The organism is Agromyces rhizosphaerae, from assembly GCF_027925245.1.
Lineage (GTDB): Bacteria > Actinomycetota > Actinomycetes > Actinomycetales > Microbacteriaceae > Agromyces > Agromyces rhizosphaerae.
The window spans coordinates 18,329-35,138 of sequence record NZ_BSDP01000001.1; the positions used below are offsets into that span (position 1 = coordinate 18,329).

Here is a 16,810-nt window from a genome sequence, read left to right on the forward strand (position 1 = left end):
GGCGCCCTACTCGCGGATCATGGCGCCGAAGCGCTCGCCCGCGAGCGCCGAGCCGGCGAGCTTCGCGACGGTCGCCTCGGCGGCGGTGAGGGTGCGGTCGGATGCCCGGAAGCGGAGCGCGAACGTGAGCGACTTGCGCCCCTCGGCCACGCCGGTGCCGCGGTAGTCGTCGACCAGGTCGAGGTGCTCGAGCAGGTCGCCCGCGCCCTCGCGCACGGCGGCGCCCACCTCGCCGGCCGGCGTCGCCACGTCGACGACGAGCGAGAGGTCCTGCGTCGCGGCCGGGTACGTCGAGAGCCCGCGGGCCTCGATCACGCCCTCGGAACTCGCGATCAGCGCGTCGAGGTCGACCTCGGCGACGCCCACCACGCGGGGCAGGTCGTATTCGAGGGCGAGCTCGGGCAGCAGCTCGCCGGCGTGGCCGACGACCTCGCCGCCCGCGAGGAGCTCCGCGGTGCGGCCGGGGTGCATGGCCTGGTGAGCGCCCTGGCGCACCTCGAGCTCGGCGCCGACCGCGTTCGCGATCGCGTGCGCGGCCTCGAGCGCGTCGGCGATGCCCGACGCGACCGGCGCGACGCCCGGCTGCTTGGCCGTGCGGTCGCCCGTGAGCAGCACGCCGACGCGACGCGGCTGCGGCGGGATGCTCGCGGCCAGGTCATCGAGGTCGCCGTCACCGGGCAGCACGCCGCCGAGCGGGATGGTCGCGGTGCCGTACTCGCGGCCGAGCTCGGGGCGGAACACCGAGCCGGTCTCGAACAGGGCGAGGTCGGTGAAGCCGCGCGAGCGGTTGCGGCGCGCGACCTCGATGAGGCCCGGCAGCAGTGACGTGCGCAGGTACGGCACGCTCGCGTCGAGCGCGTTGGCGAGCTTGACCTGGCCGATCCGGGCGCCGTCGGGCGAGCCGAAGCGCTGGTTCACCGCCTCGGTGAAGAACGGGTACGCCATGACCTCGGTGAAGCCCGACGCGGCCAGCGCGTTCGACGCGTTGCGGCGCAGGTGCTGGGCGCGCGTGAGGCCGCGCTGCGGCGGCGCGACCGGCAGCACCGACGGGATGCGGTCGTACCCGTCGATGCGGGCGACCTCCTCGGCGAGGGTCCACGTGTCGGTGAGGTCGGGGCGCCAGCTCGGCGGCGTGACGGTCCAGCCGTCGGCCGCGTCCTCGACGCTCGCGCCGATCAGCTCGAGCGCGCCGCGGATCTGCGACGGCTCGTAGTCGACGCCGATGAGGCCAGCCGTGAAGCCGGCGGGCAGGGCGATCGGCTCGGCCGAGGCATCCGCCACCAGATCGGAGCCCAGCGTGTCGGCGGTGCCGCCCGCCAGCTGCACCATGAGCTGCACCACGCGGTTGGCCGCGGCGACCGCGACGGCCGGGTCGACGCCGCGCTCGAAGCGCTTGGACGCCTCGCTCGGCAGCTTGTGCCGGCGCGCGGTGCGCGCAATCGACACCGGGTCGAAGGTTGCCGCCTCGATGAGCACGTTGGTCGTCTCGAGGCTCATCTCGGTCGTGCCGCCGCCCATGACGCCCGCAAGGCCGATCGCGCCGGACTCGTCGGTGATCAGCAGGTCCTCGGTCGAGAGCTTCCGCACCTGGCCGTCGAGCGTCTCGAGCGTCTCGCCGCCGGTCGCGCGGCGCACCGTGATGCCGCCGGCGAGCCGGTCGAGGTCGTAGCCGTGGATCGGCTGGCCGAGCTCGAACATGACGTAGTTCGTGATGTCGACGAGCAGCGAGATCGATCGGACGCCCGCGAGCGCGAGGCGCGCGCGCATCCAGGGCGGGGTCGGCAGCGTGGCATCCACCCCGCGCACCGAGCGCGTGACGAAGCCGCGCGCGCCGACGCGACCGCGGATCGGCTCGGCGTCGTCGATCACGACCGGGAAGCCGGACGCCTCGACGGGCGGCACGAGCGACGCGGGGTCGGTGAACGGCTGGCCGGTCGCGTGCGAGTACTCGCGCGCGATGCCGCGGATCGAGAACGCGTAGCCGCGGTCGGGCGTGACGTTCACCTCGACCGCCGAGTCGTCGAGCCCGAGCAGCGCGATCGCGTCGGTGCCGACCTCGGGGTCGAGACCCATGGTCACCAGGCGCAGGATGCCGTCGTGCTCGTCGCCGAGTGCGAGCTCCTTCACCGAGGCGATCATGCCGTCGGAGACGTGACCGTAGGTCTTGCGCGCGGCGATCTCGAAGTCGCCGGGCAGCACCGAACCGGGCAGGGTCACGACGACCTTGTCGCCGAGCTCGAAGTTGCGGGCGCCGCAGACGATGCCGCGCACGTCGGGGCCGCCGTCGGCCGCCTCCGAACCCTCGGGCGCGACGCGCACCTGGCACCAGCGGATGGTCTTGCCGTTCTTCTGCGGCTCCTCGACGAACTCGAGCACCTCGCCGACGACGACCGGCCCGGAGACCTCGAAGTCGTGCAGGTCCTCCTCCTCGAGGCCCACGCGCACGAGCGCGGCGTGCACGTCGTCGAGCGTCGATCCCTCGACGAGCGGGGTGAACTCGTCGATCCAGCTGAGCGGCGCGCGCATCAGACCACCATCCCGAACTGCTCGCTGAAGCGGATGTCGCCCTCGATCATGTCGCGCATGTCCTTCACGTCGTTGCGGAACATCAGGGTGCGCTCGAAGCCCATGCCGAACGCGAAGCCCGAGTACACCTCCGGGTCGATGCCGGCCGAACGCAGCACGTTCGGGTTGACCATGCCGCACCCGCCCCACTCGATCCAGCGCGCGCCGCCCTTGAAGGTCGGGTGCCAGATGTCGAACTCGGCGCTCGGCTCGGTGAACGGGAAGTAGTTCGGGCGCAGGCGGATCTTCGTGCCCTCGCCGAACATGATGCGCGCGACGTGCTCGAGCGTGCCGCGCAGGTGGGCCATCGTGATGCCCTTGTCGATCACCAGGCCCTCGAACTGGCTGAACACCGGGGTATGCGTCGCGTCGAGCTCGTCGGTGCGGTACGTGCGGCCCGGGGCGAGCACGTAGATCGGCACCTCGCGGTCGAGCATCGAGCGGATCTGCACCGGGCTCGTGTGCGTGCGCAGCACGAGGTGGCGCTCGACCGGCTCGACGAAGAACGTGTCCTGCATCGCGCGCGCCGGGTGGTCCTCGTCGAAGTTCAGCGCGTCGAAGTTGTACCACTCGTGCTCGATCTCGGGGCCCTCGGCGATCTCCCACCCCATGCCGACGAACACGTCGGCGATCTGCTCCTGCAGCAGGCTGAGCGGATGCCGCGCGCCGGGCGTGCGGCGTGCGGCGATCGCCGTCACGTCGACGGCCTCCGCCTCGAGCTGCGCGGCGGCCTCGGCCTCGACGATCTCGCCCTCACGGGCGGCGAACGCCTGGTTGACGCGGCCTCGCGCGCCGCCGACGAGCTTGCCGACGACGGCCTTCTGCTCGTTCGGCACGGAGCGCATGAGCGCGTTCAGCTTCGCGAGCGCCGACTTCTCGCCGGTGTGCTCGGTGCGGACGGCCTTCAGCGCGGCGGAGTCGTTCGCGCCGGCGATGGCCGCGAGCGCGGCATCGACCGCCTCGGCGACCGCGGATTCGGTGATCTCGGTGGGTTCGGACACGAGAGGAGAGTCTACCGGTGGGCGCGCGTGCCCACGGGAGGTGGGGCACCCGTCCGATCGCCGTTGACCGGGCGGGCACGTGTGGGGGAACTGCTACGTGCTGCCCTGTCCGACCTGCCGGGACTCGGCTCCACGCATGGCGGCATCCATCGCCGGGTTCTCCATGCTCGGGAGCACGGGTCCCCCGCGTGCGCCGCGCTTCATGAAGTTGAACCCGCCGCCGCCGCTCTCGGTGCGGCGCGACAGCCAGCGCGCGAACCACGACAGTGCGAGGTTCATGGCCAGGTAGATGACCCACGTGATGATGAACAGCGAGAACAGGTAGCGGTTGCCGAAGAAGCTGCCGAGGTTGTTGAGCGTCGTGCGGAGCAGCTCGTTGTAGCCGACGATGTACCCGAGCGAGGTGTCCTTCAGCAGCACCACGAGCTGGGCGACGATGATCGGCAGCATCTGGCGGAACGCCTGCGGGAACTCCACGAGCAGCTTCGACTGCAGCTGGCGCATGCCGAGGCTGAGGCCCGCCTCGCGCTGGCCCTTGGGCAGCGCCGCGAGACCGGCCCGGAGCGCCTCGCCGATGAGCGCGCCGTTGTAGAGCGCGAGCGCCCAGACGACGGCCCAGAACTGCCCGGTCATCGCCGCGAGCAGGATGAACAGCATCATGAGCAGCACGGGCATGCCGCGGAAGAACTCGATGAACACGGCCGTCGGAATGCGGATCCAGCGGCTCTGGGCACTGCGGAGCAGGGAGAGGACGACACCGAACACCAGGGCGAGGGCGGCGGCGACGGCCGCGGCCTGGAGCGTGGCGAGCGTGCCCTCGCCGATGAACAGCCAGACCTCGGGGTCGGAGTAGATGTCCCAGCGCGTCGGCGCGAACATTCCAGGCAGTTCGAGGCCGCCGGGACCCTCACGCGGGGCGGCGAGCACCGCGATGATCCAGCCGAGGCCGATCACGATGAGCACGCCCGCGATGAGCGAGACGAGCAGCGACGTGCGCCGGGCGCGGGGCCCGGGTGCGTCGAACAGGACTGCGGCGCCGCGGCTCATCGCTGCACCACCCACTTCCGCTCGAGCTGGGTGGCGGCGAGCCCCAGCGGCACCGTGATCAGCAGGTAGAACGTGGCGACGCCGAGCAGCACCGCGATGACCGCGTCACCCCGTGCGTTCGCGAGCTCCTTGCCGATCGTGAAGAGCTCGGCGACGAAGAACCCACCCGCGACCGACGTGTTCTTCGTCAGCGCGATGAAGACGTTGATGAGCGGCGGCACCGTCATGCGGAACGCCTGCGGCAGGATGACCAGCGTCACGGTCTGGCCGAACCCGAGGCCGACGCTGCGCGCCGCCTCCGCCTGGCCCACCGCGACGCCGTTGATGCCCGACCGCAGGGCCTCCGCGACGAACGGCGACGTGTAGACCGAGAGGCCGATCATGGCAGCGACGACGTACGGGAGCGTGGAGCCGAGGTACGGCAGCACGATCGCGCAGAAGAACAGGACGAGCGTGAGCGGGGTGTTGCGCACGATCTCGGTGTAGACCGTCGCGAACCCGCGCAGCGACGCCACCGGCGAGATGCGCATGGCCGCGATGACCGTGCCGAGCACGAGCGCGAACACGCTCGACACGGCGAGCAGCAGCAGCGTCACGCTGAACCCGTCGAGGTATCTCGGCAGGTTGTCGAAGACGGCGTCCACGCGGCTCCTCTCGTCGTGTCAGGCGGGTGTGACCCGGGCCGGGAGTTCGCCCGGCCCGGGTCACCGTCGGGTCAGTACCGGTCGACTGCCGGCGGCTCGATGAACGGCAGGATGGTGCCCGCCGTGGCGTTCCACGCCTCTTCGTAGCTGCCGTCCGCGTACGACTCCTCGAGCACGTCGTTGATCCACATGCGGAAGTCGGTGTCGTCGATCGCGAGGCCGATGCCGTAGGGCTCGTCGGTGAACGGCTCGCCCACGACCTTGAACTCGCCCTCGTTCTGGGCGGCGAGGCCCGCGAGGATCACGTTGTCGGTCGAGACCGCGACGACCTGGCCCTGGCGCAGCGGCTCGAGGCAGTTCGTGTAGGTGTCGGTGAGCACCGTCTCGGCGCCGAGCTCGTCGAGGTACTCCGCCGGGGTCGAACCGGTCACCGAGCAGACGGGCTGCCCGATGAGGTCGTCCTCGCCGGTGATGTCGTCGTTGTCGGCGTTCACGAGGATCGACTGGCCCGCCATGTAGTACGGACCGGCGAAGGAGATGACCTCCTTGCGGGCGTCGTTGATCGTGTAGGTCGCCACGACGATGTCGACCTGCCCGTTCTCGATGAACGGCTCGCGGTTCGCGGAGACCGTCTCGACCCACTCGATCGAGCCCTCGTCGATGCCGAGCTGGCCGGCGATGATCTTGCCGATCTCGACGTCGAAGCCCTCCGGGTCACCGCTCGGGCCGACGAGGCCGAACAGCGGCTGGTCGAACTTGGTGCCGATCGTGATGGTGCCGGCCTCGGAGAGCTCGGCCATCGTGGTGCCCTCCTCGAACTCGACGGTGCCGCTCGAGTCCGTGGTCTCCCCGTCGCCGCCGTCGCTCGAACAGCCGGCGAGCGCGAGTGCCGCGACCCCCGCTGCGGCGATGAGTGCGAGTCTGCTGCGCTTCATGTCCTCTTCTCCTCCTGTGTGCGTATCTCCCCCGCCGCGCGAAGGCGGCCGAGCCTCAGTGTTCCAAGATCTTCGAGAGGAAGTCCTTGGCACGGTCCGACTGCGGGTTGTCGAAGAAGTCACTCGGCGTGGCCTCCTCGACGATCTTCCCGTCGGCCATGAAGAGCACCCGGTCGGCGGCGCGCCGGGCGAATCCCATCTCGTGCGTCACGACGATCATCGTCATGCCGTCCTTCGCGAGGCCGACCATGACGTCGAGCACCTCGTTGATCATCTCGGGGTCGAGCGCGCTCGTCGGCTCGTCCATGAGCATGAGCTTCGGGCTCATCGCCAGCGAGCGGGCGATGGCCACACGCTGCTGCTGGCCACCCGAGAGCTGCGAGGGCATCTTGGATGCCTGGTTCGCGACGCCGACGCGGTCGAGGAGCTCCATGGCGCGCGCCTCGGCCTCCTTCTTCGACTTCTTCTTGACCCGGATCGGCGCGAGCGTGACGTTCTCGAGCACCGTCTTGTGGGCGAAGAGGTTGAACGACTGGAAGACCATGCCGACGTCGGCGCGCAGCTTCGCGAGCGCCGCACCCTCCTCGGGCAGCACGTCGCCGTCGATCGTGATGGTGCCCGAGTCGATGGTCTCGAGGCGGTTGATGGCACGGCAGAGCGTCGACTTGCCAGACCCGGACGGGCCGATGACGACGACGACCTCGCCGCGGTTGACCTCCGTGTTGATGTCGTTCAGCACGTGGAGGTCGCCGAAGTGCTTGTTCACCTGCTCGATCACGACGAGCGGCTCTCCGCGACCGACCTGGATGTTGGACGTCGTCGGAGTCGGCGTGGTGGGCTCCATACCCCCAACGTAGGGGACGCGCTCACGAGCGGTCTGTAGCGGCAGCGCATCGGTTACCGTTTCGTAACTCGCCGATGCGGCGTTCGACACACGCTCAGGAATGTCGCGAGGAACGCTCAGGAACGGTGGGCGAACGCGCTCTCGTACAGGCAGACGGATGCCGCGGTGGCGAGGTTCATCGACTCGGCCTGCCCGTAGATCGGCACCGTGATCGCGCGATCCGCGGCGTCGCGGTGCTCGTCGGAGAGCCCGCGCGCCTCGTTGCCGAACAGCCACGCCGTCGGCGCGTCGAGCACGCCCGCGGAGCGCGCCGCGAGCAGGTCCTCGCCGTCGATGTCGGCCGCGAGCACCTGCAGGCCCGCCCCGCGGGCACGCTGCAGCACGTCCTCGAGGTGGGCGCCGACCGCGACCGGGAGGTGGAAGATCGACCCGGTCGACGAGCGCACGACCTTGGGGTTGTAGAGGTCGACCGTGCGGCCTGAGAAGACGACGGCGTCGGCTCCCGCCGCATCCGCCGCCCTGATGATGGTGCCCGCGTTGCCGGGGTCGCGCACCTCCTCGAGGATCGCGACGAGCTTCGGCTCCGCGGCGAACACGTCCTTCGCGGCCGTCGGGAACTGGTGGCACACGGCGACGAACCCCTGCGGGGTCACCGTGTCGGCCATCGATTCGAGCACCTCCTCGGTGACGAACTCGACGTCGACGCCGGCGTCGACCGCGGTCTGGCCGATGTCGGTGTAGCGCTCCAGCGCCGTCGGGGTCGCGTAGAGCTCCACGAGCAGCTGCGGGCGGTACGTGAGGGCCTCGGCGACGGCCTGGGGCCCTTCGAGCAGGAACAGCCCCGACTCCTGGCGGGCGGGCTTCTTGGCGAGCTTCGCGACGGCGCGCACGCGCGGCGAGCGCGGGTTCTCGAGCATGCGGCCAGTCTAGGGAGCCTCTGGCGCAGACGGCGAACGGCCCGCCCCGGACGATTCCGGGACGGGCCGTTGAACTGCGTGACGCGGTGCCTACGCGGCCGAGTCGGCCTTGGGGGCCGAGGTGTCGGCGGGCAGCGCGGCCTTGGCGGCCTCGACGAGGCCGGCGAAGGTCTCCGGCTCGTGCACGGCGAGGTCGGCCAGGATGCGACGGTCCACCTCGATGCCCGCGAGGCCGAGGCCCTGGATGAAGCGGTTGTAGGTCAGGCCGTTCTGGCGCGACGCGGCGTTGATGCGCTGGATCCACAGGCGGCGGAAGTCGCCCTTGCGCGCACGGCGGTCGTTGTACGAGTAGACCAGCGAGTGCGTGACCTGCTCCTTGGCCTTGCGGTACAGGCGCGAACGCTGCCCGCGGTAGCCCTCGGCGCGCTCGAGGATGACCCGGCGCTTCTTGTGGGCGTTGACGGCCCTCTTGACTCTTGCCATTGCTCTAGTTCCTTACGGGTCTCTTCGGCTCAGCGGCCGAGCAGCTTGTTGATGACCTTGGTGTCGGCCTTGGAGGCCACCTTGTCCTGGTTCAGGCGGCGGGTGCGCACGGAGGACTTGCCCTCGAGGTTGTGGCGCATCCCGGCCTGCTGCTTCTTGATCTTGCCGCTGCCGGTGACCTTGAAGCGCTTCTTCGACCCGGAGTGGGTCTTCTGCTTGGGCATTCGTTTCTCCTTCGGTTCCCGCCCCGCGAGGGGGCGGAATGGTTCTGGCTCGCACCGGTGGGCGCGAACCGCCTGCGACCTACTCGCCCGCGTCCTCCGACGCGGGACGCTGCTTGGCCGCAGCACGCTGTGCGTTCGCCTCGGCCTTGGCCTCGGACTTGTTCTTCACGGGAGCGATGACCATGGTCATGTTGCGCCCGTCGATCGTGGGGGTGTGCTCGACGGTGCCGAACTCGGCGACGTCCTCCGCGAAGCGCTGCAGCAGGCGGACGCCCATCTCGGGACGCGACTGCTCGCGCCCGCGGAACAGGATCATCGCCTTGACCTTGTCGCCGGCCTTCAGGAAGCCGACGGCGCGCTTCATCTTGGTCTCGTAGTCGTGCTTGTCGATCTTGAGGCGGAACCGGACCTCCTTGAGGATCGTGTTCGCCTGGTTGCGCCGGGCCTCCTTGGCCTTCTGCGCAGCCTCGTACTTGAACTTGCCGTAGTCCATGATCTTGGCCACGGGCGGCTTCGAGTTCGGAGCGACCTCGACGAGGTCGAGGTCTGCTTCCTGCGCGAGTCGCAGGGCAACCTCGATCTTGACGACGCCGACCTGCTCTCCGCTGGGCCCCACGAGGCGGACCTCGGGAACGCGGATACGGTCGTTGGTACGGGGATCGCTGATGCGTGTACTCCTCTGTTTCGAGCATTTCCTGCTGCGCCAGGGAGCGGATGCCGCCTGGCGACGAAGGCGGAAATCCACGCACCGCCGCCCGTGTACTTCCACGTGCGGCACCTACGGCACCCTGTCTACTTCCCGGCCCTGAGGCCGGCAAGCGGAGTGCGATCTACCCGGTAACCTAGTGAGGCGGTCAAGCGCGGGTGGGAGAATCTCCACTTTCGTACCGGGGAATGGCCCCGGAGCCCGCAGAAGTCTACCAGAGGTTCCACGTGTCTCAGAATCCCCCGTCGGATGCCACCGTCGACGCCACCCGCGACATCGCCGAGGTGCCCGCGGTCGAGGTGATCACCACCACCGCCGTCCACCTCATGAGCGCCGCCGCCGTGAAGTGCGGGCTGGCCGACGACCCCGACGCGGAGGTCGACCTCGACGAGGCGCGCAAGCTCATCAACGCCCTCGCGGGGCTCATCACGGCAGGCGCCCCGGAGATCAGCGACATGCACGCTCGGAGCCTGCGCGACGGACTGCGCTCGCTGCAGCTGGCGTTCCGCGAGGCATCCGTCATTCCCGACCCGATCGGGCAGGGCCCCGGCGAGAAGTGGACCGGCCCGGTCAACTGACCCCGGCTGTGAGCGGGCGGATGCCGCGCAGCTGACGCCCGCCCGCGTCACGTCTGGCAGCTCGGGCACCACCAGGTCTCGCGCAGCTCGAGCTCGGTGCGCCCGTGGCGCGCGTGCCGGATCGTCGTGCCGCAGCGCCGGCACGGCTGGCCGCCGCGGCCATGCACCCAGAGGCGCATGCCGCGCCGGGTGTCGCCCGTGGTGGTGCGCGCGACGCGGTCGCGGTTGGCGCGGATCAGTCGCTCGGCGAGCGCGACGGCGGGTGCGAGGTCGACCTGGGCCACCGGGCGCCCGGGCGCGAGCCCGCGCAGGAAGCAGAGCTCGTTGACGTACTCGTTGCCGAGCCCGGCGAGGTTGCGCTGGTCGGCGAGCGCGACGATGATCTCCTGCTCGGGGTGCGACGCGAGGCGCCTGACGGCCTCGGCGGCGTCCCAGTCGTCGCCGAGCAGGTCGGGCCCGAGGTAGTCGAGCCGATCGGCCTCCTCGTCGGCCGGGAACACCTCGACGATGCCGAGGTCGAACCCGATCGCGACGGCCTCGGGCGTCGTGATGACGATTCGCGCACGGTGCGCGGGGTGCGGCCAGCGCTGCCCCGGCCGGAGCACGCGCCACTCCCCCTCCATCTTCAGGTGCGTGTGCACGACCCGGTCGCCGATGCGCATGAGCAGGTGCTTGCCGCGCGAGGCGACGCCGTGCACGGTCTCGCCGGCGAGGTCGACGGTCGCGTAGCGCGGCACGCGCACGTCGGACGAGACGACGGATGCCCCCGCCAACGTCTCGTCGAGCCGGCGCGCCGCCCGCCAGACGGTGTCACCCTCGGGCACGGCGCTCCCCCCGGGCCGCCGGATCAGCCCCGCGCACTGAACTCACCCACGAGCACTGATCCGCAGTCCCCTCGGCGTCGTGCGGAAGCCCGCCTCCTGCAGTGCGTCGCCCGCGGGCGTGCCGAGCACGTACACACCGTTCACGGTCTCGACGCGGAGTCGATCCACGGCACTGCGCTGCACGACCGCGGCCAGCGCCGTCGCGGCCCCGCGCAGCACCTCGGCGTCGTCGGTGAAGGCGATGATCGTCTTGCCGCCGCGCTCGACGTAGGCGACGAGCGCGCCGTCGACGAGGATCACCATGGCGCCGGCCTTCCGCCCGGGCCGGTGCCCGTCGACGGGCAGCTCCGGCCACGGCAGGGCCGCACCGTAGGGGTTGGCGGGGTCGGTCGCCGCGAGAACGAGGGTCGGCGCCTCGGGCGCGGTGCGGAGGCGGTCGACGGCGCCCGCGCTGCCGAACTGGGCGGCGCCGAGCCCGTCGATGAAGTACCCGCGGCGCACGCGGCCCGACTCCTCGAACCCGGCGAGGGTGCGATAGGCCAGCGCGAAGCCTCCGACGATGCCCTCGGCGACCACCGCGCCGCGCGTCACCACGCCGTGCCGGTCGAGGAGCGTCTCGCCGAGCGCATGCGCGCGTCGCGTCGCCGAGTCGTCGGCGACCGGGAGGATCGACCAGCGCCCGGCGACGTTCGGCGGGCCCGTGCGCAGCGGGCTGGCCGGCCGGCCGCTCACCCGGCCACGGCCTGCGTACGCACGCGATCGAGGGGTAGGGCGGGTCGGCGCGTGGCTCGTGCGCCCGCCCGCAAGCATCGCCCGCACGGGCGAGAAGGTGTCGTTGGTCACGAGCCCTGCCCAGGCGAGGTTCCAGATCGCCTCGGCGAGCGCCTGGTCGTCGGTGCTGCCGACCGCGTCGGCGAGCTGGCGGAAGAAGTACGCACCTCCCGTGCCGAGCGTGGCGAGCACCTCCTGCTCGAGCGCCGACGGCTCGGTGTCGACCGGCAGGGGCAGCGAGAGCGGCGCGGTGTCGGCCAGGTGCAGGGTGATCCAGCCGTCGTTGCCGGGCATGGCGCCCGCCCCGGCCCAGAGCACCTCGCCGGCCGCGGTCAGCTCGTCGAGCATGGCCGGGCTGTAGTCGGCCACCCGGCCGGGCAGCACGAGCGACTCCCACGCCGAGGCGGGCAGGCGCGCGCCCTCGAGCTGCTCGACGACCTGCAGCACGCCGTCGACGCCGCGCAGCCGGCCGCCGACGTGCTGCCAGTCGGGCAGGAACCGGGCGTAGGCGCGCTGGTCGACGGGCTCGACCTCCTTGCGCAGCGCGGCGAGCGACCGGCGCCGCAGCCGGCGCAGCACCTCGGCGTCGCACCACTCGGTGCCGGTGCCGTGCGGGCGGAACTCCCCCTCGACCACGCGCCGGTCGGCCGCGAGGCGCCGGAGCGCGGCGGTCGCGACGGCCGAGCCGATGCCGAGGCGCTCGGCCACCGACTGTGCGGTGAACGGGCCGTGGGTGCGAGCGTAGCGGCTGACCAGGTCGCCGACCGGGTCGGCCACGGCCTCGGCGAACGCGTCGGGCACGCCGGGCGGGATGGGCACCCCGAGCGCGTCGCGCAGGCGGCTCGCGTCCTCGACGACGGCCCAGCGCTCGGCACCAGCGAAGGCGACCTCTGCCACGCGCCGCGCGGCGGCGAGCGCGGCGAGCGCCTCGGGGGCATCCGTCTCGTCGTCGACCCTGGCGGCCACCTCGTCGGCCGACAGCGGCCCGAGCTCGCGGAGCAGGTCGGCGACGCCCTCGGCGCCGCGAGCCCGCCGCTCGGGGTCGAGGCGCTGCAGCTCGGCCTCGGCCTGCGCGATGACCTCGGGATCGAGCAGCTCGCGCAGCTCGACGGTGCCGAGGAGCTCGGCGAGCATGCCGGTGTCGAGCGAGAGCGCGGCCGCGCGCCGCTCGGCGAGCGGCGAGTCGCCCTCGTACATGAACGCGCCGACGTAGCCGAAGAGCAGGCTCGCGGCGAACGGGCTGGCGGTCTCGGTCTCGGTCTCGGCCACGCGGATGCGGCGGGCGGCGATGTCCTCGCTCACGGTGCGCAACGACGGGAGGTCGTAGACGTCCTGCAGGCACTCACGCACGGTCTCGAGGATGATCGGGAAGTCGCCGTAGTCGCGCGCCACCTCGAGCAGTTGCGAGGCGCGCTGACGCTGCTGCCAGAGCGGCGAGCGCCGGCCGGGGTTCAGGCGGGGCAGGAGCAGCGCGCGGGCCGCGCACTCGCGGAACCGGGAGGCGAACAGCGCCGAGCCGCCGACCTCCTCGGTCACGAGCTCGACCAGCTCGTCGGTCTCGAACACGAACAGGTCGGCCGCGGGCGGGTCGCCGCCCGTGTCGGGCATGCGGATGACGATGCCGTCGTCGCTCGCGACCGCATTGGCGTCGACGCCGTACCGCTCGCGGATGCGGGCGCCCACGGCGAGCGCCCACGGCGCGTGCACGGGCGTCCCGAACGGGGCGTGCATGACGACCCGCCAGTCGCCCAGCTCGTCGCGGAAGCGCTCGACGACGATCGTGCGGTCGGTCGGCAGGTGCCGGGTGGCGCGGCGCTGCTCGTCGAGGAACGCGACGAGGTTCGTCGTGGCGCGCGCGTCGAGCCCTGCGGCGGCGGCGCGCGCCGAGGCATCCGCCGGGCTCGCATCGGACACCTCGCGCACGAACGCGCCGATCGCCCGACCGAGCTCGGCGGGGCGCCCCAGGCCGTCGCCCTTCCAGAACGGCAGCCGGCCGGGCTGCCCGAACGCGGGGGTGACGACCACGCGGTCGTGCGTGATGTCCTGGATGCGCCAGCTCGTCGCGCCGAGCGCGAACACGTCGCCGACGCGCGACTCGTAGACCATCTCCTCGTCGAGCTCGCCGACGCGGCGGTTGGTGCCTTCCTCCCCCGCCATGAACACGCCGAACATGCCGCGGTCGGGAATGGTGCCGCCGCTCGTGACGGCGAGGCGCTGCGCGCCGGGGCGGCCGTTCAGGGTGCCGGCGTCGCGGTCCCAGACGATGCGCGGTCGCAGCTCGGCGAACCGGTCGGACGGGTAGCGGCCCGCGAGCAGGTCGAGCGTGGCCTCGTACGCCGAGCGCGGCAGCCCGGCGAACGGCGCGGAACGGCGCACGGTGTCGTACCAGTCGTCGACGTCGAGCGGGTCGAGTGCGCACGCGGCGATGGTCTGCTGGGCGAGGATGTCGAGCGGGTTCGCCGGGATCGCGAGTTCCTCGATCGCGCCGGCGACCATGCGCTCGGTCGCGACCGCGGTGTGCACGAGGTCGGCGCGGTGCTTCGGGTACAGCACGCCGCGCGAGACCTCGCCGACCTGGTGGCCGGCGCGACCCACGCGCTGCAGGCCGCTCGCGACCGACGGCGGCGACTCGACCTGCACCACCAGGTCGACCGCGCCCATGTCGATGCCGAGCTCGAGGCTCGACGTGGCGACCACGCAGCGGAGGCGGCCGGACTTCAGGTCGTCCTCGATGCCGGCGCGCTCCTCCTTGCTCACCGAGCCGTGGTGGGCGCGCGCGAGCAGCGGCTCGGCGCCCGAAGTCGCGCCCGAGGCGGCGATCATCTCGGCGGGCGGGCGGGTCGGCGGGGGCACGAAGCCGTCGGATGCCGCTGGGTCGGCCGCTCCCGCCGTCACCAGCGCCGCGCGCTCGGCGTGGATCTCGTTGAGCCTCGCGGTGAGCCGCTCGGCGAGCCGGCGCGAGTTCGCGAACACGATCGAGGAGCGGTGCGCCATCACGTCGTCGACGATCGCCTCCTCGACGTGCGGCCAGATCGTGCCCTGCTCGGCGGCGAGGTCGCCCATGTCCTCGAGCGGCACGACGACCCGCAGGTCGAACCGCTTGCCCGACGGCGGCGCGACGACGCGCACGGGCGCGGTGCCCGCGAGGAAGCGCGCGACCTCGTCGTGCGGGCGCACCGTCGCCGACAGGCCGATGCGCTGCGCCGGGCGCGCGAGCAGCGCGTCGAGCCGCTCGAGGCTCACCGCGAGGTGCGCGCCGCGCTTGGTGCCCGCCATCGCGTGGATCTCGTCGACGATCACGGTGTCGACGTCGCGCAGCGACTCGCGGGCGTTCGAGGTGAGCAGCAGGAACAGCGACTCGGGCGTCGTGATGAGGATCTCGGGCGGGGTGCGCACGAGCAGGCGCCGCTCGGCGGGGGTCGTGTCGCCCGAGCGCACGCCGACCGTGATGTCGGGCGCGGCGACGCCGAGGCGCTCCGAGGTGCGGGCGATGCCCACGAGCGGGGCGCGCAGGTTGCGCTCGACGTCGACGCCGAGCGCCTTGAGCGGGGAGATGTAGAGCACGCGGGTGCCGCGGGGCGCCGACTCAGGGGCATCCGCCTCGCCCTCGCCCTCCGGGGCCTCGCCGTGGCCGCGGACCAGCCGGTCGATCGCCCAGAGGAAGGCCGCGAGGGTCTTTCCCGAGCCGGTCGGCGCGACGATGAGCGAGTGCTCGCCCTGCGAGATCGCGTCCCACGCGCCGGCCTGGGCGTCGGTGGGCGCGCGGAAGGACTCGGTGAACCACGCGCGCGTGGCTTCCGAGAACCGATCGAGCACGGAGCCCACGCCTCCATTCAAGCCGATGCCGCCGACACCGGGCCGGGCAGCACTCACCCCGCCTCGGACGCCGCCCGTCGCACCGCCTCGATCGTCCGGTCGATCTCGGCCTCCCCCGTCGTCCAGTTGCTCACCGAGAACCGGATGACGTGCCGCCCGCGCCACACCGACGGGAACACGAACGCCTCCCCGCTCGCCATGACGTGCGCATAGGCGGCATCCGTCGCGGCGTCGTCCTCGAGCGCGACGCACACCTGCGTGTACTCGAGGTCGTTCAGCACCTGGACGCCGGGGATGGCCTCCAGGCCGGCCGCAAGCCGCGACGCACCCGCGATGAGCCGGTCCACGAGCGCCGCGACGCCGTCCCGGCCGAGCGCGGCCAGCGCGGCGTAGACCGGCACCCCGCGGGCGCGCCGGGACATCTCGGGCGCGGTGTCCATCGGATCTGGCGTCGCACCCGGGGGCGGAAGGTAGCTCGCGCGGGTGCCGAGCGAGCGCTGCATCAGGCCCGGCCGGGTGCAGAAGACGATCCCGCAGTCGTACGGCGCGTTCAGCGTCTTGTGCGCGTCGGTGCTCGCGGAGTCGACGCCCGCCAGCCCCGCGGTCAGATGGCGGGCCGACGGCGACGCCGCCGCCCACAGCCCGAACGCGCCGTCCACGTGCACCCAGGCGCCCGCCTCGTGGGCGACGGCGACGGCGCCCGCGAAGTCGTCGAACGCCCCGGAGTGGAGGTCGCCCGCCTGGAGGCACACCAGCGTCGGCGCGTCCGAGGCGGCCAGTTCGCGCTCGAGCGCCGCCACGTCGATGCGGCCCTGGTCGTCGGCCCCGACCACGACCGGCGCCCCGAGGCCGAGATAGCGCAGCGCCAGGAGCACCGAGGCGTGGCACGCGGCCCCGACCACGACCCGGACCGGTGGCGCTCCGGCGAGTCCGTCGACGGACACGTCCCAGCCGGCATCGGCGAGCACGGTGTCGCGACCGACCAGCAGGCCGGAGAAGTTCGCCATCGTCGCGCCGGTCACGAAGCCGACCTCGGTGCTGGCCGGGAATCCGAGCAGGTCGGCCACCCACTCGCCCGCGAGCTCCTCGGCGGCCGTCGTGCCGGGCATCCACGAGCGCGACAGGGCGTCCTGGTCCCACGCACCCACGAGCCAGTCCGCCGCGAGCGCCGCCGGGAGCGTGCCGCCGAACACCCAGCCGAAGAATCGGCCGGACTGGCTGAGCAGCAGCGCAGGCTCGACCGTCTCTGCCAGGTGCTCGATCACGTCGGAGGCGGCGCGGCCGTCGGCGGGCAGGTCGCGGCCGAGGGCGTCCTTCACCGCCTCGACGTCGGCCGGAGCGGCGAACGGACGGTCCTGCAGGCCGGTCAGCCATCGTCGCGCCGCACGGGAGGCCGCGTCCAGCGGCGCGTCGTACTCGATCGGGTGCTCGATGCCGTCCGCCATGCGGCCTCCT

Annotated in this window: 14 protein-coding genes; 1 reads left to right on the forward strand and 13 read right to left on the reverse strand. The window is 72.3% G+C overall.

Annotation, left to right across the window (positions count from 1 at the left end):
- Positions 1-6: 6 nt before the first annotated feature.
- The 10 genes from pheT to infC all read right to left on the reverse strand — a co-directional run bounded on the left by pheT (position 7) and on the right by infC (position 9,327).
- Complete coding sequence (gene pheT, locus QMG39_RS00085; RefSeq protein WP_281881734.1) at positions 7-2,526, reverse strand: phenylalanine--tRNA ligase subunit beta; 2,520 nt, start codon at positions 2,524-2,526, stop codon at positions 7-9.
- Complete coding sequence (pheS, locus tag QMG39_RS00090) at positions 2,526-3,566, reverse strand: phenylalanine--tRNA ligase subunit alpha (RefSeq protein ID WP_281881735.1); 1,041 nt, start codon at positions 3,564-3,566, stop codon at positions 2,526-2,528. The genes pheT and pheS overlap by 1 nt, the downstream gene beginning before the upstream one ends.
- 93 nt (positions 3,567-3,659) lie before the next feature.
- Positions 3,660-4,613, reverse strand: a complete 954-nt coding sequence (locus tag QMG39_RS00095; protein WP_281881736.1) for an amino acid ABC transporter permease — start codon at positions 4,611-4,613, stop codon at positions 3,660-3,662.
- Entirely contained in the window at positions 4,610-5,257 is a 648-nt protein-coding gene (locus QMG39_RS00100) for an amino acid ABC transporter permease (RefSeq protein WP_281881738.1), read from the reverse strand. Before QMG39_RS00100 ends, QMG39_RS00095 begins: the two co-directional genes overlap by 4 nt.
- A 71-nt stretch (positions 5,258-5,328) precedes the next feature.
- Positions 5,329-6,192 (reverse strand): glutamate ABC transporter substrate-binding protein, encoded by an 864-nt coding sequence (locus QMG39_RS00105; RefSeq protein WP_281881740.1) that lies wholly within the window; start codon positions 6,190-6,192, stop codon positions 5,329-5,331.
- Positions 6,193-6,247: 55 nt separating this feature from the next.
- Complete coding sequence (locus tag QMG39_RS00110) at positions 6,248-7,036, reverse strand: amino acid ABC transporter ATP-binding protein (RefSeq protein WP_281881741.1); 789 nt, start codon at positions 7,034-7,036, stop codon at positions 6,248-6,250.
- A gap of 116 nt (positions 7,037-7,152) precedes the next feature.
- A complete protein-coding gene (locus QMG39_RS00115; protein WP_281881743.1) occupies positions 7,153-7,953 on the reverse strand; it encodes a TrmH family RNA methyltransferase in 801 nt (266 codons plus the stop codon).
- Between the two features lie 90 nt (positions 7,954-8,043).
- Positions 8,044-8,436, reverse strand: a complete 393-nt coding sequence (gene rplT, locus QMG39_RS00120; RefSeq protein ID WP_281881745.1) for a 50S ribosomal protein L20 — start codon at positions 8,434-8,436, stop codon at positions 8,044-8,046.
- A 29-nt stretch (positions 8,437-8,465) separates the two neighbouring features.
- A complete protein-coding gene (gene rpmI, locus QMG39_RS00125) occupies positions 8,466-8,660 on the reverse strand; it encodes a 50S ribosomal protein L35 (RefSeq protein WP_281881746.1) in 195 nt (64 codons plus the stop codon).
- A gap of 79 nt (positions 8,661-8,739) precedes the next feature.
- On the reverse strand, positions 8,740-9,327 hold the full coding sequence (infC, locus tag QMG39_RS00130) for a translation initiation factor IF-3 (RefSeq protein WP_281887097.1): 588 nt from the start codon (positions 9,325-9,327) through the stop codon (positions 8,740-8,742).
- A gap of 227 nt (positions 9,328-9,554) precedes the next feature.
- Between infC and QMG39_RS00135 the strand changes: the two genes are divergently transcribed.
- On the forward strand, positions 9,555-9,944 hold the full coding sequence (locus QMG39_RS00135) for a DUF1844 domain-containing protein (RefSeq protein ID WP_373878281.1): 390 nt from the start codon (positions 9,555-9,557) through the stop codon (positions 9,942-9,944).
- 47 nt (positions 9,945-9,991) lie between these two features.
- Here QMG39_RS00135 and QMG39_RS00140 read toward each other — a convergent pair whose 3' ends face one another.
- Genes QMG39_RS00140 through QMG39_RS00150 form a run of 3 tightly spaced genes read right to left on the reverse strand, consistent with a single transcriptional unit; the run spans position 9,992 to position 16,800 of the window.
- The gene (locus QMG39_RS00140; RefSeq protein ID WP_281881750.1) at positions 9,992-10,768 is read right to left on the reverse strand and encodes a DNA-formamidopyrimidine glycosylase family protein; all 777 of its coding nucleotides are present in this window, start codon (positions 10,766-10,768) and stop codon (positions 9,992-9,994) included.
- A 42-nt stretch (positions 10,769-10,810) separates the two neighbouring features.
- A complete protein-coding gene (locus tag QMG39_RS00145; protein ID WP_281881752.1) occupies positions 10,811-15,364 on the reverse strand; it encodes an ATP-dependent helicase in 4,554 nt (1,517 codons plus the stop codon).
- A 44-nt stretch (positions 15,365-15,408) separates the two neighbouring features.
- A complete protein-coding gene (locus QMG39_RS00150) occupies positions 15,409-16,800 on the reverse strand; it encodes a pyridoxal phosphate-dependent decarboxylase family protein (protein ID WP_281881754.1) in 1,392 nt (463 codons plus the stop codon).
- Positions 16,801-16,810: the final 10 nt, after the last annotated feature.